The sequence below is a fragment of the Arthrobacter sp. MSA 4-2 genome (genome assembly GCF_016405885.1).
In the GTDB taxonomy this organism is placed as follows: domain Bacteria; phylum Actinomycetota; class Actinomycetes; order Actinomycetales; family Micrococcaceae; genus Arthrobacter_D.
Genome location: NZ_JAEKGC010000015.1, coordinates 1 through 14,865, shown reverse-complemented (window position 1 = coordinate 14,865; position 14,865 = coordinate 1). Strand labels below are relative to the sequence as shown.

Annotated in this window: 11 protein-coding genes; 1 reads left to right on the top strand and 10 read right to left on the bottom strand. The window is 69.8% G+C overall.

The annotated features are described in order from the left end of the window. Positions 1-7 precede the first annotated feature (7 nt). The 8 genes from nadD to I6N91_RS15210 form a co-directional block, all read right to left on the bottom strand. The gene (nadD, locus tag I6N91_RS15245) at positions 8-658 is read right to left on the bottom strand and encodes a nicotinate-nucleotide adenylyltransferase (protein ID WP_198814055.1); all 651 of its coding nucleotides are present in this window, start codon (positions 656-658) and stop codon (positions 8-10) included. Positions 659-753: 95 nt separating this feature from the next. After that, positions 754-990 carry a hypothetical protein gene (locus I6N91_RS15240; RefSeq protein WP_198813976.1) on the bottom strand — a complete coding sequence of 79 codons (237 nt, stop codon included), beginning with the start codon at positions 988-990 and terminating at the stop codon, positions 754-756. Positions 991-1,093: 103 nt separating this feature from the next. After that, positions 1,094-2,494: a glutamate-5-semialdehyde dehydrogenase gene (locus I6N91_RS15235; protein ID WP_198813974.1), complete on the bottom strand. Its 1,401-nt coding sequence runs from the start codon at positions 2,492-2,494 to the stop codon at positions 1,094-1,096. A gap of 69 nt (positions 2,495-2,563) precedes the next feature. Next, positions 2,564-3,694: a glutamate 5-kinase gene (proB, locus tag I6N91_RS15230; RefSeq protein WP_198813972.1), complete on the bottom strand. Its 1,131-nt coding sequence runs from the start codon at positions 3,692-3,694 to the stop codon at positions 2,564-2,566. A 7-nt stretch (positions 3,695-3,701) separates the two neighbouring features. Continuing rightward, positions 3,702-5,282: a GTPase ObgE gene (gene obgE, locus I6N91_RS15225; RefSeq protein ID WP_198813970.1), complete on the bottom strand. Its 1,581-nt coding sequence runs from the start codon at positions 5,280-5,282 to the stop codon at positions 3,702-3,704. A gap of 121 nt (positions 5,283-5,403) precedes the next feature. Beyond that, the gene (rpmA, locus tag I6N91_RS15220; protein WP_026545518.1) at positions 5,404-5,664 is read right to left on the bottom strand and encodes a 50S ribosomal protein L27; all 261 of its coding nucleotides are present in this window, start codon (positions 5,662-5,664) and stop codon (positions 5,404-5,406) included. Between the two features lie 57 nt (positions 5,665-5,721). Further along, positions 5,722-6,030: a 50S ribosomal protein L21 gene (gene rplU, locus I6N91_RS15215; RefSeq protein WP_120168912.1), complete on the bottom strand. Its 309-nt coding sequence runs from the start codon at positions 6,028-6,030 to the stop codon at positions 5,722-5,724. 380 nt (positions 6,031-6,410) lie between these two features. Continuing rightward, positions 6,411-9,824, bottom strand: a complete 3,414-nt coding sequence (locus tag I6N91_RS15210; RefSeq protein WP_198813968.1) for an Rne/Rng family ribonuclease — start codon at positions 9,822-9,824, stop codon at positions 6,411-6,413. Positions 9,825-10,312: 488 nt separating this feature from the next. On the opposite strand from I6N91_RS15210, the gene I6N91_RS15205 reads away from it, so the two are divergent. After that, positions 10,313-10,891 carry a vitamin K epoxide reductase family protein gene (locus I6N91_RS15205; protein WP_307843381.1) on the top strand — a complete coding sequence of 193 codons (579 nt, stop codon included), beginning with the start codon at positions 10,313-10,315 and terminating at the stop codon, positions 10,889-10,891. A 14-nt stretch (positions 10,892-10,905) separates the two neighbouring features. Here I6N91_RS15205 and dxs read toward each other — a convergent pair whose 3' ends face one another. Both dxs and acnA read right to left on the bottom strand, forming a co-directional pair. Next, positions 10,906-12,912, bottom strand: coding sequence for a 1-deoxy-D-xylulose-5-phosphate synthase (gene dxs / locus I6N91_RS15200; RefSeq protein ID WP_198813964.1), 2,007 nt, complete (start codon positions 12,910-12,912; stop codon positions 10,906-10,908). 177 nt (positions 12,913-13,089) lie between these two features. Continuing rightward, positions 13,090-14,865: aconitate hydratase AcnA (acnA, locus tag I6N91_RS15195; RefSeq protein ID WP_198813963.1), on the bottom strand; the 1,776-nt coding region annotated here is incomplete at its 5' end.

The window sequence follows — 14,865 nt, the reverse complement described above, 5'->3', positions numbered from 1 at the left end:
TGCTTTCTCATCCGGTCGTCTGCGGAAGCGCTGTGGGATTGACACCGTGGGGCGGCGTCCCGGGCCCGGCGCCGTCGTCGGTCCCCTGCGCGGCGGGAGCGTCGGTCCTTGCATAAAGCCCGTACTTGGCGATGTACTGCACCACCCCGTCCGGCACCAGGTACCACACCGGGTTGCCCGATTCGACCCGGCGGCGGCAGTCGGTCGAGGAAATGGCCATGGCCGGGACTTCAAGCAGGCTCACGTCGTGCCCGCCGCCGTCGAGCTCGTGCCCGGGGCGCGTCACTCCGATGAAGTGGGCGAGGGTCCACAGTTCGTCGACGTTCTTCCAGGAGAGGATCTGCGCCATCGCATCCGCCCCGGTGATGAAGAACAGCTCGGCCTCGGGCCGGGCGGCCTTGAGGTCGCGCAGCGTGTCAATGGTGAAGGTCGGACCGGGCCGGTCGATATCCACCCTGCTCACGGTGAAGTCCGGGTTCGAGGCCGTGGCGATCACCGTCATCAGGTACCGGTGCTCCGCCGACGTCACGCGGGTGTCAGCCTTCTGCCACGGCTGTCCGGTGGGAACAAAGACCACCTCGTCCAGGCCGAACACGGCGGCGACTTCGCTCGCCGCCACGAGGTGCCCGTGGTGGATCGGGTCGAAGGTGCCGCCCATGACACCGAGCCGCCACGGCCCGCCGTCACGCCGCCGGTGCGGTGCGGTGTCCCCGGTGCCCGGCTCGCCGGTCTTCGTCGAATCGCCCAAGGGAACTAGCGCCGGGTGGCTTCGCCGTGGTCGTGCTTGTTGGGGTGCTGCTTGTGCGGGTCGAGGTGCTCGCGGGTGGCCTGGTGCCGGTGGCCGAGATTGGAGAACGAGAGGGTGACGATCATGAGCAGAAGCAGGAAGCCCCCGACGATCAGCGGATACACGATCGCCGGAAGCGGCAGCTCGTGGTGCACCGCCGCCTCGCCTGCAAGCACCGCTGCGTCGGCGTAGAAATTCAGCATGTAGTTCCCCTTGAAATGTATTGGCGGACCGCCGGAGCGCCCGGGCCGGCGTGCAGGTTCGGTACCATATTACGCGCTGCTCGATCGGAGCCGCACACGCGCGTCACTGCCGCACCTGCCCTTCGCCCTGGATGATCCACTTCGTGGTCGTCAGTTCGGCAAGGCCCATGGGTCCGCGGGCGTGCATCTTCTGGGTGGAGATTCCGACCTCCGCACCCAGGCCCAGCTCCCCGCCGTCAACAAACCGGGTCGAGGCGTTCACCAGGACCGCCGCCGAGTCGACGCCGGAGATGAACCGCTCAGAGTTGGCCAGGTTGTTGGTAATGATGGCCTCGCTGTGCCCGGTGCTCCAGCGGCGGATGTGAACCAACGCCTCGTCCACCGAATCGACGACGCCGACGGCGAGGTCGAGGGCCATGTACTCCCGGCTCCAGTCGTCGTCGGTGGCCGGCTCGGACGCCGTCCCCTCGGGCAGCAGGGCCTGGGCCCGCCCGTCGACGTGGAGGCGGACGCCGGCCTCTGCGAGCCGGCCGAGCACCGCGGGTGCGGCGGCGGCACCGCTGTGGATCAGCAGGGTCTCGACGGTGTTGCAGACACTGGGCCGCTGGGTCTTGGCGTTGAGCAGGATGTCGGTGGCCATCTCGGCGTCGGCGCTCTCATCGAGGAAGATGTGAACGTTGCCCTCGCCCGTCTCGATTACCGGCACCGAGGATTCACGGACCACCGTCTGGATCAGGTCCCGCCCGCCGCGCGGAATCAAAACGTCGACCCGGCCGCGGGCGCCCATCAGGGCGGCAGCCCCGGCCCGGCCGTACTGGTCGACACTCAGCACCGCGTCGGCCGGCAGTCCGCTCTCCTCGAGCACCGCGCCGATGATCTCCACGAGCGCGGCGTTGGTGTGCGCCGCGGCGGATCCGCCCCGCAGGATCACCGCGTTGCCGCTCTTCAGGGCCAGGCCGGCGATGTCCATCGTGACATTGGGTCGAGCCTCGTAGATGGCGGCGACGACGCCAAGGGGCACCCGCACCTGGCGCAGCCGGATCCCGTTGGGCAGGGTCTGCCCGCGCACCGCCGAGCCCACCGGATCGGGAAGGGCCGCGAGTTCCTCAAGGGCCCGGGCCAGCCCGGCCACGCGGCCCGGGTCGAGGCTGAGCCGGTCAAGGAGGTAGGCCGATGTGCCGTTGGCACGGCCCGCCTCGACGTCGAGCGCGTTGGCGTCGAGGACGGCGTTCTGGCGTTCGATGAGCGCAGCTGCCACGGCGCGCAGGGCCCGATCCTTCTTGGCGCGGGTCGCCGAGGCAAGGATGCGGGAGGCGGCGCGGGAACGGTCGGTCAGGGCGTACACGGCCGGGGTGATGTCCGATTCCGTGACGTCCGGTTCGGCGGCGGTCGGTTCCGAGATGGTCGGTTCAGCGGCGGTCGGTTCACCTGACGCGGCCTGGACGGCGGCGTCCTCGGGCTCGGCGGGGGCGTGCCCGCCCTGCAGCGTCTGGGGTGGAATCATGAGCACAGTCTACCGAGAGTCGCGCAGTGCCGCGGCCCGGCTCCCGCCGCCGGAATGGGGCGGTTCGGCTTAGAGCACCACGAGGTCGTTGACGTGGACCACCGAGCGTTCGTACTCGTGCCCGAGTTCCTCGGCGAGGTCCCGGGTGGAGCGCCCCAGCATGGGCGGCAGTTCGGCGGAGCTGTAGTTGACGAGCCCGCGGGCGACGGCGCGGCCGGTGGTGTCGACCATCTCCACCGGATCGCCGGGCTCGAAGTCGCCCTTCACGGCAAGGATGCCCGCCGGCAGCAGTGAGCGCCGCCGCTCCCCCACTGCCTTCACGGCGCCGTCGTCGAGGATCAGAGTGCCCTGGATACGCGCCAGGTGGGCCAGCCACAGCAGCCGGATGGGCTGCCGACGGCCTCCGGCGGAGAACCAGGTGCCGACGTCGGCCCCGTTCAGGGCCGCTGCGGCGTTCGCCGTCGAGGTCACGAGCGCGGGGATGCCCGAGGCCGCCGCGATCCCGGCGGCTTCCACCTTGGTGGCCATGCCGCCGGTGCCGACTCCGGCTGCGCCGGCGCGTCCGATGGTGACGCCCTCGAGGTCGGCTGCCGAGTGCACGTCCGAGATGCGCTGCGCGCCGTCCGTCGGCGGGCCGTCGTACAGGGCGTCGACGTCGGAGAGCAGCACGAGGGCGTCGGCCTTTACCAGGTGGGCCACCAGCGCTGCGAGGCGGTCATTGTCGCCGAAGCGGATTTCGTGGCTCGCCACGGTGTCGTTCTCGTTGACGATCGGCACGACGCCGAAGTTCAGCAGCCGCTCCATCGCCCGGTGGGCGTTGGCGTAGTGGGAGCGCCGGATCAGGTCATCGGCCGTGAGCAGCACCTGGCTCACTGTCACCCCGTGGGCGCCGAAGGCCTGCGTGTAGCGGGCCATCAGCAGTCCCTGCCCCACACTCGCCGCGGCCTGCTGGGAGGACAGCTGCGCCGGACGGCGCGCGAGCCCCAGCGGGGCGAGGCCCGCCGCGATCGCCCCGGAGGACACCAGGATCAGCTCGGTGCCGGCCAGGCGCCGTGCCGCGAGGATGTCGACGAGGCCCACGAGGGCCTCGGTGGAGATCCCGCCCGAGACTGAGGTCAGCGAGGACGACCCCACCTTGACGACGACCCTCCGGGCTCCGGGCAGCCCGGAGCGGTCCGTCAGGGGTGAGTGTGCTGCCATCGCGTCCCTACGCCTGGTCGCCCGCGTTGTCTGCGGGGGCGGGGGTGCGCTTGGCCTTGTTGTTCACGGACTCGGTCCAGATGCCCGCCTTGCGGTCGGCCTCGAGCTCGGCGCGCGCGGCGGCCTTGGCGTCCTTGCGCTCCTGGTATTCCTCGCGCTTCTGCTCGCGGGTGGGGCGGACGTATTCGGCCAGGCGCAGGTCGGTGCCGCGGGGGCCGGCCAGCAGCTCCGCCCCGCCCATCATGGTGGGCTCCCAGTCGAACACGACGCCGTCGCCTTCGCCGATGACGACGGTGTCGCCCGGCTTGGCACCGGCCTTGAACAGCTGCTCTTCGACGCCGAGCTTCGCCAGGCGGTCTGCGAGGTAGCCGACGGCCTCGTCGTTGGTGAAGTCGGTCTGCTTGACCCAACGCTCGGGCTTCTCACCCAGCACGCGGAACAGGGGCAGGGCGTCCTTTTCCTCGTTGCGGATGCGGAATCCGGCGGAGTTGACGGCGCGCGGACGCAGGACGGGAGGCGCGACCTTCGGCGGGGCGGCCTTCACGGCGTCGCGGGCAGCCTGGACGATCTCGGCCATGGCGAAGCCGAGCTGGCGCAGCCCCTCGTGGCTTGAGGCGGAGACCTCGAACACGCGGTAGCCGCGCGCCTCGAGCTCGGGGCGCACCATGGCGGCCATGTCGCGGCCGTCGGGCACGTCCACCTTGTTCAGCACCACGAGGCGGGGACGTTCGTTGAGGGGGACGACCTCCCCGTCGGAGCCGGCGAAGCTCATGTCGACGGCGTACTTGTCGAGTTCGCGTTCGATCACGGTCAGGTCGTTGAGCGGGTCGCGGTCGGTCTCGAGGGCCGCGGTGTCAAGCACGTGCACCAGGGCGGCGCAGCGTTCGACGTGGCGCAGGAAGTGGTGGCCCAGGCCCTTGCCTTCGCTGGCGCCCTCGATCAGGCCGGGGACGTCGGCGATGGTGAAGCGGGTGTTGCCGGCCTCGACGACGCCGAGGTTGGGGACCAGTGTGGTGAACGGGTAGTCGGCGATCTTGGGCCGTGCGGCGGACATCGCGGCGATCAGGCTGGACTTGCCGGCCGAGGGGAAGCCGACCAGGGCGATGTCGGCGATCGACTTCAGCTCCAGGACGACGTCGCGCTCGTCGCCGGGGATGCCCAGCAGGGCGAAGCCGGGGGCCTTGCGCTTCTGGGAGGACAGCGAGGAGTTACCCAGCCCGCCCTGGCCGCCGGCCGCGGCGACGAACTCGGCGCCCTCGCCGACGAGGTCGGCCAGCACGGTGCCGTCCTTGGCCTTGACGACGGTACCGTCGGGCACCGGAAGGATGAGCGTCTCGCCGTTCTTGCCGCCGCGCCAGTCGCCCATGCCGTTGCCGCCGTTGGTGGCGTGCCGGTGCGGGGCGTGGTGGTAATCGAGCAGGGTGGTGGTCTGCGGGTCGACGCGCAGGATCACGTCGCCGCCGTCGCCGCCGTTGCCGCCGTCGGGCCCGCCCAGGGGCTTGAACTTCTCGCGCTTGACGGACACGCAGCCATGGCCGCCTGTGCCGCCGGAAACGTGCAGGACTACTCGGTCAACGAAGCTGGCCACGTTGATCTCCTTCTGAAATGCTTCACTGTGCCGGGTCTAACCGGCTTAAAAGAAGGCGGGGTGAGCCATGTCGGCCCACCCCACCTCAATGCTTGGAGCATCGTGCGTTGAAAGCGGCAGATTACTCCGCGGCTGCTCCAACGATGTTCACGACGCGGCGCCCGCGGCGGGTACCGAACTCAACGGCACCTGCTTCGAGGGCGAACAGCGTGTCATCCCCGCCGCGGCCAACGTTGGCACCGGGGTGGAAGTGGGTGCCGCGCTGGCGGACGATGATTTCGCCGGCCTTGACGACCTGGCCGCCGAAGCGCTTCACGCCGAGGTACTGCGCGTTGGAGTCGCGACCGTTGCGAGTGGAGCTCGCGCCCTTCTTATGTGCCATGAGTTATGCCTGCCTTCGCTGAAGATACTGTTTGACCGACCGAGCAACCGCAGAGGGTTACTTGATACCTGTGATTTTGACGCGGGTCAGCTCTGAACGGTGACCCTGGCGCTTCTTGTAGCCGGTCTTGTTCTTGAACTTCTGGATGACAATCTTCGGGCCGCGAAGATTCTCAACGATCTCGGCAGTGACGGTAACCTTCTCGAGGTCCTTCGCTGCTGAGGTGACCTTGTCGCCGTCTACCAGAAGGAGGGCAGGCAGCGCAAAGGTGCTTCCTGCCTGACCGGTGACGCGGTCAAGGGTAACGAGGTCTCCAACGGAAACCTTTTCTTGGCGGCCGCCTGCGCGGACAATCGCGTACACCACTTGGGAACTCACTTCTCTCGACAATCTTGACTTCTGATGTGAAAAACTGGTTGCGCTCTGCGGCTGGCATCCGGGAAGGACACTTCAAAGAGCCATATCTGCGCCGTGCGTCTACGCCCCGGATACACCGGTTAGAAGGCGAACGCACCGAAGATCAAGGTTACGTCAGTGGGGCGGCTTCCCGCAAATTCAGGCCTCGTCCCGGCAGAAACGGCGGGCGAGAGCACCCGGCGGAGGTCAATTCTGCTTGGCGACGCCGTTCCGCGTCCTCGGAGCCGCACGGGTGTGCGGTCCGCCGGAAACTCCTCTGGACAGCCAAGGAGCCGGCCCCCGCGGTGCGGGGTCCGGCTCCTTCGCGCTCGAGGAAGCTGCGGTCCTGACTACAGGTCGGAGGCGGGCACGCCGACGCCGAGGATCATCGGCTCGTCTCCCCCGGTGTCCTCCCGCGGGGCGGGCTTCCCGGCCCGGGCCACGTGCTGCGCGCCGGGCTGGGCTTCGCCCGCACCGGAGGCCGTCACCGTCTCGATGGAGGCGTTCGAGCCCTGGGCGCTGGCGGCCCGGCGCCGCGGGCGGCGGCGGGACCCCTGGGCGGCCGGTGCTGACTGGGCGGCAGGGGCTGCCGGGGCCGAGGCTTGAGCCGCAGCTTCCGAGGGCTGGACCGCGTCCCGGGCCGGGGCCTCCGCGGCTCCCGCACCCCGTCCACCGGCCGGCTTCTTGTCGAAGGCCTCGGCGAGGCTGTCGAGCGTCAGCCGCGGGCCCTCGGGTGCGGCGGCCGCCGCGGCCGCTTCCGCACGCGGCAGGGTGACGGTCTCACCATTGATGGTAAGGACCGCCGCGGCTGCCTCGGCCCGGGACCTCTCGGTGGCGGGCGCCGTCTCCGGGGCCGGTGCCTTCTCCGGCGCTACCGCCAGCGCCTCCTCGCTGTGTGCGGCATGGTGGGTGGCCGCGGCGATACTCGCGAGGGCAGCACGCGCCGCCTCCGCCTTGGCTGCCCGTTCCGGGTTTTCCGTTCGCGGCTCCGGGGCTGCCTGCGGCTCTTCGACCGGCTCGGGGGTGCGCCCGCGGCTGCGCTTGCGCTCACTGCGGGACATCTTCTCCTGGCGGAGGTGCTGCTGGTGGTTCTCGGTGGAGACGGCGTGGCGGCGGTGTTCGACCGGCTCGTCGTGGGTCACCACGCCGCGGCCGGCGCAGTGCTCGCAGACCTCGCCGAAGACCTCGAGCAGTCCGGTGCCCATGCGCTTGCGGGTCATCTGGACGAGACCGAGAGAGGTCACCTCCGCCACCTGGTGCTTGGTGCGGTCCCGGCCGAGGCACTCGACGAGCCGGCGCAGCACGAGGTCGCGGTTGGCTTCGAGGACCATGTCGATGAAGTCGATGACGATGATGCCGCCGATGTCGCGCAGCCGCAGCTGGCGCACCACCTCCTCGGCCGCTTCGAGGTTGTTCTTGGTGACTGTCTCCTCGAGGTTGCCGCCGCTGCCGGTGAACTTGCCGGTGTTGACGTCGACGACGGTCATCGCCTCGGTGCGGTCGATCACCAGCGAGCCGCCGGAGGGAAGGTAGACCTTCCGGTCAAGGGCCTTCTGGATCTGCTCGTCGATGCGGCTCGCGGTGAAGATGTCCTCCTCCGAGGTCCACTTCTCAAGGCGGCCCACCAGGTCCGGCGCCACGTACATGACGTAGGCCTCGATGGTGTCCCAGGCCTCCTCGCCGGAGACAAGGAGCTTGGAGAAGTCCTCGTTGAAGACGTCGCGGACCACCTTGATGGTGAGGTCAGGCTCGCCGTAGAGGAGCTCCGGAGCGAGCGTCTTGGTCGAGGAGGACTTGCGTTCGATCTCCTCCCACTGGGCGCGCAGCCGGTTGATGTCGTGGGTCAGTTCCTCTTCGCTGGCGCCTTCGGCCGCGGTGCGCACGATGACCCCGGCGTTCTCGGGCAGGCGGTCCTTGAGGATGCGCTTGAGCCGGTTGCGCTCGACGTCGGGCAGCTTGCGGGAGATGCCCGTCATGGAGCCGCCCGGCACGTACACGAGGTAGCGGCCCGGCAGGGAGATCTGGCTGGTCAGGCGAGCTCCCTTGTGGCCCACGGGATCCTTGGTGACCTGGACGAGCACCGGGTCGCCGGACTTCAGCGCCAGCTCGATGCGGCGCGGCTGCCCGTCGAGGCCGGCGGCGTCCCAGTTGACCTCGCCGGCGTAGAGCACGGCGTTGCGGCCGCGTCCGATGTCGACGAAGGCAGCCTCCATGCTCGGCAGGACGTTCTGCACCTTCCCGAGGTACACGTTGCCGATCAGCGAGTCCTGCTGGGTCTTGGAGACGAAGTGCTCGGCGAGGATTCCGTCCTCGAGCACGCCGATCTGGATCCTGTCGTCGCGCTGGCGCACCACCATTTGGCGGTCGACGGATTCGCGGCGCGCAAGGAACTCGGCCTCCGTGATGACCTGGCGGCGGCGGCCGGAATCGCGGGATTCACGCCGGCGCTGCTTCTTCGCCTCAAGGCGGGTGGAGCCCTTGACGCTGGTCACACGGTCCGAGGGGACGTCGTTGCTCTGGCGCGGGGCGCGGACCCGGGTCACGGTGTTGGGCGGATCGTCGTCCTCCCCGCCGGTCAGTTCGAGGTCCTGGTCTCCGCGGCGGCGACGGCGGCGGCGCCGGGATGTGACGGCGTCCCCTGCCTCGGAGGAGGGTCCGTTGGACTGTCCCTCCGCGGAGTCACCGGTCTCGTCGTCCTGGACGTCGCCGGTGCCGTTGTCGCTGCGGTTCCGGCCACGGCGGCGGCTGCGCCGGCGGCGCGGTCCGGAGTCTTCGGTGTCGTCGTCCTCGTCGTCCTCAAGCGCCGGCTCGGTGACCTTGACGGCCTGGACCGCGGCGCTCAGGTCGGGGGCGTGGAAAAGCAGCGAGAGGGGCGAATCCGGAACGGCGAAGGGGTCGACGTACGAGGGTTCGGCGCTCTTCGGTGCGGACTCGGCGGCCGTCTCCGCCGTGCCCGGCCCGGTCTTTCCGGCCTGCGTAGCATCGGGCCGCTGTGCGGCGGCCGCCGGGGCCTCGGTTCCGGCGTCGTCGGCCGAGCCGTCGGATGCCTCCTCGGCTTCTTCGCCGTCCGCGGGAACCTCGACGGCCTCCACGGCGTCACTCTTCATCCGGCGGGTGCGTACGGTCCGGCGGGCCCGGACCGGCTTCTCGGCGGCGGGCGATTCCTGCCCTACACCGGCTGCTGCGCCGTCGTCGGCGGCGTTGGCGGTGTCACCGGCGACGGCGGCCGCGGCCACGGCGGCCTCTGCGGCGGCGGGCTCTCCGAAGGGAACCTCGGGCGCCGGCGCTGCCGGTCCTGCTTCGGCCGTTGCCGCCCTGCGGCGGGTGCGGGTGGCCTTCGCCTTCGGTGCCGGCTCCGCGGCGGCTGCCGTGTCGCTAGCTGTCGTGTCGGAGCCGGTCGCGTTGGTGCCGGTCGTGTCCTTGGCGACCGTTTCGATGGCTGCCGTGTCACCGGCGGCGTCAAGCGGTGCCTCCACCGGCGATTCCGGCGCGGCGACCGGGGCCTTGCGTGCCCGGGTGGCGCGGCGGCGGGGCGCTTCGGCGGCCGTGTCGGCCGGTGCGGCGGCGGCCGGCGCTGCGGATGCTTCCGGCGCGGGGGTGTCCCCGGCGGTTTCGGCTGCCGGGACCTTCGTCGGCGCTCCGGCTGGCGAGCTCGCCGCCCTGCGGACCCGTGGGGCCCGCTTCACCGGCGCTGTTGGGGACTGCGTCTCGGCGGCCCCTGCTGCTGCACCCTGCTCGTTGATCTGCGTTTCGAACTGATCCATATGTATAGGCTCCAGCCCCTGCGGCACCGGCCACATTCCAGCGCCCTCCAGGGCAGTATGTCGGCCGTCCGCGGACCCTACGCCCTAGCGGCGACCGGAAGTCGTCATTGTGTCGTTTGAGGTCGCACCGGCTGGAGGGTGCGGCATCACTCAAAGACCAGCGGCGCTTTTCCAACTCATCCGTCGTAATCACGGTGGCCTGCGAGGCGGATTCCGGAACCGCCCACCAGGATTGGTGGGCTCGGTGTGCCGGAAGCATCGCCCGCAGAGCGGAAGCCTGTCGCTGGACCGGAACGGAAATGTGGTTCCCGAACCAGCCACGGTAATTGTCTCACACCAGCATGCAAATCAGCCGTTCCGGCGGTTAGAGTGGCGGAACCATCGGCGCACGGGATGCCGGCGCCGACCGCCCACCCGAGGACGACGACAACCCCATGGCACACACCGCGCACGCTGCTCCCTCCGGCACGAATCCGGAGAAAGGAGCCGTGACCCGACGGCCGGAGCGGCGGTTCGCTTTCCTCCTGGTTGCGGCCGGCTTCATCGGCTGGCTCGCCTCGGGGCAGCTGGTCCTCGAACGGCTCGCCCTCTACGCGGACCCGGGGTACGTCACGAGCTGCGACGTGAACCCGTGGATCTCCTGCGGCGAGGTGTTCCGGACGGAGCAGGCCGCGGTGTTCGGCTTCCCCAACCCGCTGATCGGGCTCGTGGCCTTCGCCGTCGTGATCACCACGGGCGTGGCGCTGCTTGCGGGCGCCGAGCTGCGCCGCTGGTACTGGCTCGGCCTGCAGGCCGGTACGGTCCTCGGCGCTGCGTTCACGCTCTGGCTATGGTTCCAGGCGCTGTTCGTGATCTCGATCCTCTGTATCTACTGCATGGTGGTCTGGGTCGTGATGATCGTCCTGACGGTGCAGCTCACGGCGCGTAATGCCGCCTCCGGGGTGCTGCCGGTTCGTCCACGTACCGCACGGCTGCTGGCCGAATGGTCTTGGGTCCTGGTGGCGCTGCTGGTCGTGGCGGGCGCCGCGTCGGTGTTCCTGCGCTTCGCCGGGGCCCTCCTGGGCTGACGCAGGCAAGGAGCCTAGAGGGTCGGGAACTGTCCCGTGGTCGCGTCCTGGCCGGAAGTGGACTCCCGGCCGGCAGCGGACTCCTGGCCGGGCAGGGGCCGGGCCACCGGGACCTTCGTTCCCAGGACCTGCGCCACGATGTCGTGGGTGACCTTCTGTGCGGTCAGGCCGACGCGCGCGAGCACCTCGCTCCGCGAGCCGTGGTCGAGGAACTCTACGGGGAGGCCGACCTCGTTCAGGGCGGTGTCGACGCCCGCGGCCCGCATCTCCTGCCGGATCCTCGATCCGACGCCGCCAGCGCGCACGCCGTCCTCGATCACAATGACGATGCGGTGCTCGGCGGCCAGCTCGATCACCGACGGGCAGACGGGCAGCACCCAGCGGGGGTCGATAACCGTCGAGCTTATGCCCTGGGCCCCGAGGCGGTTCGAGACATCGAGGGCGAGTTCGCTCATGGCGCCGACGCTGACGATCAGCACGTCGTTGGTCGTGGACCCGGAGGGGCGCCGGGCGAGCACGTCGACGCCGTCGCCCAGGCGCTCGATGGCCTCGACCTCCGCACCGACCGAGCCCTTGGAGTAGCGCACCACGCTCGGGGCGTCGGGGATGGAGACGGCCTCGCGCAGCTCCTCGCGCAGCCGGGTGGCATCACGGGGGGCGGCAAGGTGCAGTCCGGGCACCGTTTGGAGCATGGAGAGATCCCACATGCCGTGGTGGCTGGCGCCGTCGGGCCCGGTGACCCCCGAGCGGTCGAGGACGATGGTGACCCCGGCCTTGTGCAGCGCCACATCCATGAGGAGCTGATCGAAGGCCCGGTTCAGGAACGTGGCGTAGAGCGCGACGACGGGGTGCAGTCCGCCGTAGGCCATGCCCGCGGCGCTGGTGAGCGCGTGCTGTTCGGCGATGCCGACGTCGAACACGCGGTCCGGGTGGCGGGCGGCGAAACGGTGGAGCCCGACCGGGATGAGCATGGCGCCGGTGATGCCCACAATGTCGGGGCGCTCGTCGGCGATGTCGGCGATCTCGTTGGCAAAGACCGAGGTCCAGGACTGGGAGGCGCCGGACTCGACCGGCTCCCCCGTGCCCGGGTCGATGATGCCCACGGCATGGAACTGGTCGGCCTCGTGGGCGCGCGCCGGGGCGTAGCCGTGCCCCTTCTCGGTGATCGCGTGGACGATCACAGGGCCCTCGTAATTGCGGGCCAGGTGGAGTGCCTGCTCGACGGCGCCGAGGTCGTGGCCGTCGACCGGGCCGACGTACTTCATGCCGAGGTCCTCGAAGAGGCCCTGCGGAGCCCACCAGTCCTTCACGCCCTTTTTCGTGGCGTGGAGGCTCTTGTACGCGAAGCGGCCCGCGGGCCCACCGGCCTGCAGCCGGCCCGTGAACCACTCGAGGGTCCGCTCGTACACCTTGTGGGTGCGGACCGAGTCGAGCGCCGGCCGGAGGGAGGCGAGGTAGTCGGCGACGCCGCCGATCGTCGGGGCGTAGGAGCGTCCGTTGTCGTTCACCACGATCACCACGCGGCGGCGCTTGTCCGCGGCGATGTTGTTGATCGCTTCCCAGGCCATGCCGCCGGTGAGGGAGCCGTCGCCGACGAGGACGACGGTGTACCGGTCGCCCTCCCCATTCAGGACGCGGGCACGGGAGATCCCGTCGGCCCAGGACAGGGACGACGACGCGTGGGAGCTTTCGACGATGTCGTGGATGGACTCGGCGCGGGAGGGGTACCCGGAGAGGCCGCCCTGCTGGCGCAGGGTGTCGAAGTTCTGCCGGCCGGTGACGAGCTTGTGGACGTAGGACTGGTGGCCGGTGTCGAAGATGATGCTGTCGCGCGGCGAGTCGAACACGCGGTGGATGCCCAGGGTCAGTTCGACCACGCCCAGGTTGGGGCCGAGGTGCCCGCCGGTGCGGGAGACGTTGGTCACGAGGAAGGAACGGATCTCCCGGGCGAGGGCGTCGAGCTGGGATTCGGTAAGCCGGCTCAGGTCCTGCGGGCTGCGAATTGTCTCAAGAAGTCCCACCGGCGCCTCCTCAGGTCGTCTGCTGCGGCGAAGACTTCGCCAGGGCAATTTCCCTTAACTCTAACGTCACAGCTCCCCCTGAGGTGCCCGATCTCCGAGCGTCCGACGCCCGGCACGCCCTTCGCGGCGGCTAAGTGGGCGGGAGGTTCGGGCAGCTTTCCGGTGGAAATCCGGGGCTCACTGCGCACTGAGCTGCCTCAGAACGTAGTGGAGGATGCCGCCGTGGCGGTAGTAGTCGGCCTCACCCGGGGTGTCGATGCGCACGACGGCGTCGAAGGAAACCGGCTCGCCGTCCTCCTCCGGAACCGCCGTGACGCGGACTGTGTCGGGGATGCTGCCCGCGTTGAGCGCCGTGATGCCCTCCACCGAGAACGTTTCGGTGCCGCTCAGTCCAAGGGCTGCGGCATTCTCGCCCTGGCGGAACTGGAGCGGGAGCACGCCCATGCCGATGAGGTTGGACCGGTGGATCCGCTCGTAGCTCTCGGCGATCACCGCCTTGACGCCCAGCAGCGCGGTGCCCTTGGCCGCCCAGTCGCGTGAGGAGCCGGAGCCGTATTCCTTGCCGGCCAGGACCACGAGCGGCGTACCTGCGACGGCGTAGTTCCTCGCCGCGTCGTAGATGTAGGTCTGGGGGCCGCCAGTCTGGGTAAAATCCCGGGTGAAGCCGCCCTCGACGCCGTCGAGCAGGCGGTTGCGCAGCCGGATATTCGCGAAGGTGCCGCGGATCATCACTTCGTGGTTGCCGCGGCGCGAGCCGTAGGAGTTGAAGTCCCTGCGCTGCACGCCGTGCTCGAGCAGGTACCGTCCGGCCGGGGTGTCGGACTTGAAGGAGCCCGCCGGGCTGATGTGGTCGGTGGTCACCGAGTCCCCGAGCATCACGAGCACCCGGGCTTCGGCAATGTCACCCACGGGCTTCGGCACCGCGGTGATGCCCTCGAAATACGGGGGCCTGCGCACATAGGTCGAGGCGGGGTCCCATGCGAAGGTATCGCCGGCCGGCGTCGGCAGGGACTGCCAGCGCTCGTCGCCCTCGAAGATGGACCCGTAGCTCGAGGTGAACATCTCCTGATCGATCGAGGAGTCGATCACCGCCTGCACCTCGACCGGACTCGGCCAAATATCGCGGAGGAAGATGCCGTTTCCATCCGCATCGAGCCCCAGGGGGTCGTGCTCGAAGTCGAAGTCCATGGTGCCGGCCAGGGCGTAGGCGACCACCAGCGGCGGGGAGGCCAGGTAGTTCATCTTCACGTCCGGGTTGATCCGGCCCTCGAAGTTCCGGTTGCCGGAGAGGACGGCGGCGACCGTGAGGTCGTGCGCCGAGATGGCCGAGGAGATCTCGTCCTCGAGCGGACCGGAGTTGCCGATGCAGGTGGCGCAGCCGTACCCGACGAGAAAGAAGCCGAGCTTCTCGAGGTACGGGGTGAGACCGGAACGGTCGTAATAGTCGGTGACGACCTTCGAGCCCGGGGCGACGGAGGTCTTCACCCACGGCTTGGAGCTCAGGCCCTTCTCCACGGCGTTGCGCGCCAGCAGCGCGGCGGCGAGCATGACGGAAGGGTTTGAGGTGTTCGTGCAGGAGGTGATCGAGGCGATCGTCACCGCCCCGTGGTCGAGTTCGAACTCCCGCCCGTCGGTCATGGACACGGGCACGGCGCGGGAGGGACGCCCGCGGCCCGGGGAGGCGGCCGAGGCGACCAGGGGCGCCGTCATCGCCGGGACGTCGGAGGCGGGGAAGGTCTCGTCGAGGGCCTCATCCAGGGCGTCGTCGTCGACCGCGTGCACATAGTTCGCCAGATCCTTCCGGAACTGGCTCTTGGATTCGGTCAGTGCGACCCGGTCCTGGGGGCGCTTGGGCCCGGCGATGGAGGGCACCACCGTGGAGAGGTCGAGTTCGAGGTATTCGGAGAACCGGATCTCGGTGGACGGGTCGTGCCACAGGCCCTGTTCCTTGGC